Origin of the sequence: Vibrio sp. HI00D65, assembly GCF_001635455.1 — a bacterium.
Taxonomy (GTDB): Bacteria; Pseudomonadota; Gammaproteobacteria; order Enterobacterales; family Vibrionaceae; genus Vibrio.
The window spans coordinates 1-3070 of the sequence record NZ_LWEH01000293.1 but is presented as its reverse complement, the minus strand read 5'-3'; the positions used below and the strand labels follow the sequence as shown (position 1 = coordinate 3070).

General features: G+C 45.6%; 3 protein-coding genes. 1 reads left to right on the top strand and 2 read right to left on the bottom strand.

What is annotated here, in order from left to right; all coding sequences use genetic code 11:
* The coding region (gene plsB, locus A3712_RS19005; protein ID WP_063524667.1) for a glycerol-3-phosphate 1-O-acyltransferase PlsB at positions 1 to 1578 on the top strand (1578 nt) is incomplete at its 5' end.
* A gap of 99 nt (positions 1579 to 1677) precedes the next feature.
* Here the strand turns inward: plsB and ubiA are convergent.
* Both ubiA and A3712_RS18995 read right to left on the bottom strand, forming a co-directional pair.
* Entirely contained in the window at positions 1678 to 2532 is an 855-nt protein-coding gene (ubiA, locus tag A3712_RS19000) for a 4-hydroxybenzoate octaprenyltransferase (protein WP_063524666.1), read from the bottom strand.
* Positions 2533 to 3070, bottom strand: a 538-nt coding sequence (locus A3712_RS18995) for a chorismate lyase (protein ID WP_157618815.1), incomplete at its 5' end; no start/stop codon positions are given.

The following is a 3070-nucleotide window of genomic DNA, read 5'->3' as shown; positions in this document are numbered from 1 at the left end:
CATATCAACAACGCTTCAACCGTTCGTAAGCTGGCACAAGATGGTCACGAGATTGTTTATGTCCCTTGTCACCGCAGCCATATGGACTACTTACTGTTGTCTTACGTGCTTTACCATGAAGGCATGGTGCCTCCGCATATCGCTGCAGGTATCAACTTGAATTTCTTCCCTGCCGGTCCGATTTTCCGTCACGGTGGTGCGTTCTTCATTCGTCGTAGCTTTAAAGGTAATAAGCTGTACTCAACGATCTTCCGTGAGTACCTAGCTGAGCTGTTCGCTAAAGGCTACTCGGTAGAATACTTTAGTGAAGGTGGCCGTTCTCGTACCGGTCGTCTGCTACAAGCGAAAACCGGCATGCTAGCGATGACGATTCAGGCAATGCTGCGTGGCATGAACCGCCCAGTAACGTTAGTGCCTGTTTACATCGGCTACGAGCACGTAATGGAAGTAGCGACTTACGCAAAAGAACTACGTGGTAAGCGTAAAGAGAAAGAAAACGCGAGCCTAGTAATTCGTACTATCCGTAAGCTACGTAACTTTGGTAAGGGCTACGTGAACTTCGGTGAGCCGATTCAGCTTAACCAATACCTGAATGAACACTCTCCAGAGTGGACGAAAGACATCGATCCAATGGGCACCAGCAAGCCACAATGGATGACGCCTGTGGTCAATGACTTGGCAACCAAGATGATGACACATATCAACGACGCGGCAGCGACCAACGCACTGACATTATGTGCAACCGCTCTACTTGCGTCACGTCAGCGTGCATTGTCCCGTGACTCTTTGGTTTCTCAAATCAACTGCTACCTGTCTCTACTTAACAATGTGCCTTACTCAGACACATTTACAGTACCGAAAGACAGCGCGGAAGAATTGGTGAAACATGCAGAGTCTCTGAACAAATTCCTGATTGAGTCAGACTCAATGGGTGACATTATTTCACTAGATCGCCACCAATCGATTCTGATGACCTACTACCGTAACAACATCATTCACTTATTCGCACTGCCATCGTTAATTGCTCAGATGACCATTCGTCAGCACGGCCTAACGATCGATGCAATTCAAAAGAATGTTTCGGCAATCTACCCATTCTTGAAGAAAGAGCTATTCCTGAGCTACGACGAAGAGCAGCTTGAAGGTGTGGTTTCGAACATCATCGATGAATTGGTTAGCCAGGGCATGTTAGTTGTGTCTAATAATCAAGTCACCATCAACCAATCGAACAGCCAAGCGCTAATGCTGCTAGGTCGTACGATTTCAGAGACACTTCAGCGTTACTCTATTGCTCTTAACCTCTTGGCAGAGAATCCGGAACTGGATAAATCTGACCTTGAACAGAAGAGTCAAGACATCGCGCAACGTCTTGGTCGCCTGCAAGGTATCAATGCACCTGAGTTTTTTGATAAAGGTGTGTTCGCTTCAATGTTTGCTACGCTCAAACAGCAGCAATACCTGGATAACAACGGTAATTGCGACTTAGAGAAGACTCAGCAGTTCGCCAAGCTTCTTTACTCAATGCTTTACCCAGAAGTTCGCTTGACGATTCAAGAGAGCATCCACCAAGCAGAGTAATTTGTTGGTTCGCTAGCTTTAAGCGCTACGCTGAATACGATCAAAAAAGCACCCATTGTGGGTGCCTTTTTCTATGTGCTCTTGTTATCAAACCATCGCTTACCAGAAGGTAATGAACAAACCTATGGTGACGGCCATTCCTACATAGTTGTTATTGAGGAAGGCTTGAAAACATAAATCTCGATCGCGATGACGCATCAGGTGTTGTTGATAAACAAACAAACCACCTGCTACCAACAGTGCCCAGTAGAAAGTATCACCTAGGTGGTAATGCATGCCTAACGCAATCAACATCGCTAAAGTCACTAACTGCAGTGAGCCAACAATCAACTTATCGAAACGGCCAAACAAAATCGCTGTCGACTTGATACCAATCTTAAGATCATCATCTCGGTCAACCATCGCATATTGAGTGTCGTAAGCGATTGTCCACAGCGCATTGATCATGAAAATAAACCAAACGATACTTGGTAGCTCATTGGTTTGTGCAGCCCATGCCATTGGAATAGCCCAGCTAAACGCTAAACCAAGGAACAACTGTGGAAGATGCGTAAAACGCTTCATGAAAGGATAAATAAACGCTAGACCAACCCCAATAAAAGAGAGCTTAATGGTCAGCGGATTCATGGTCAGCACTAGCAAGAATGAAATCACGGCTAGCACTAAAAAAAGGATAACGGCCTCTTTACTCGACACCAGACCTGACGGCAGTGGGCGCTGCTTGGTGCGCTTTACATGGCCATCCACCTTGCGGTCAGCAAAATCATTTATCACGCAGCCTGCTGAGCGCATTAGCACTACACCTAATACAAATACAACCAAAACATCAAAGTCTGGCATACCTTGTGCGGCGATAATCAGCGACCATAATGTAGGCCAAAGGAGTAACAAGGTACCAATCGGGCGATTCATTCGCGTTAATTGCCAGTACGCTTTCGCTTTGGTGGCAAGCATTTACACACTCTCCTTAGAGTAAATGGGTGATGTGGGTAAAAACAGTTCTGCTACAAGCATCGGTTTATGGTTCATCCATAATCGAGAGCGGCGTGCGAGTAATCGTTCGTCGCCAGCGATAACCCAACCGACTTGTAGCGCGTCTCGCTCGACGTTCTCCGCGCTAAAAACGGTCAACCCTAACGGGACATTACCTTGTTGAGAAAGGTCTGAGTGCTTATCTTCTAATGTCACTCGAGGAATTAAGGTTCGGCCTAATACCCATGGTTCATCATCTCCATTCAAAATTACTTTGCGAAGTAAGCAATCAGACGATGATAAAAGGTATTGCTCATCTTGTTGCACAATTGAGCGTTCTACAACTTGATTGTGAAGCAACTCCACAGACAGGTGTTGGCAACACTTACCCAACTTACGGGAAAGAGAACCTTGCTCCATCAGCCACTCCCTGGTGGTTTCATTAGGAAAATCAAATGTTTCTGTACTTTGCCAATCTACATTCATTAAAGAATTAAGATACAGCGATATTGGCTGATTC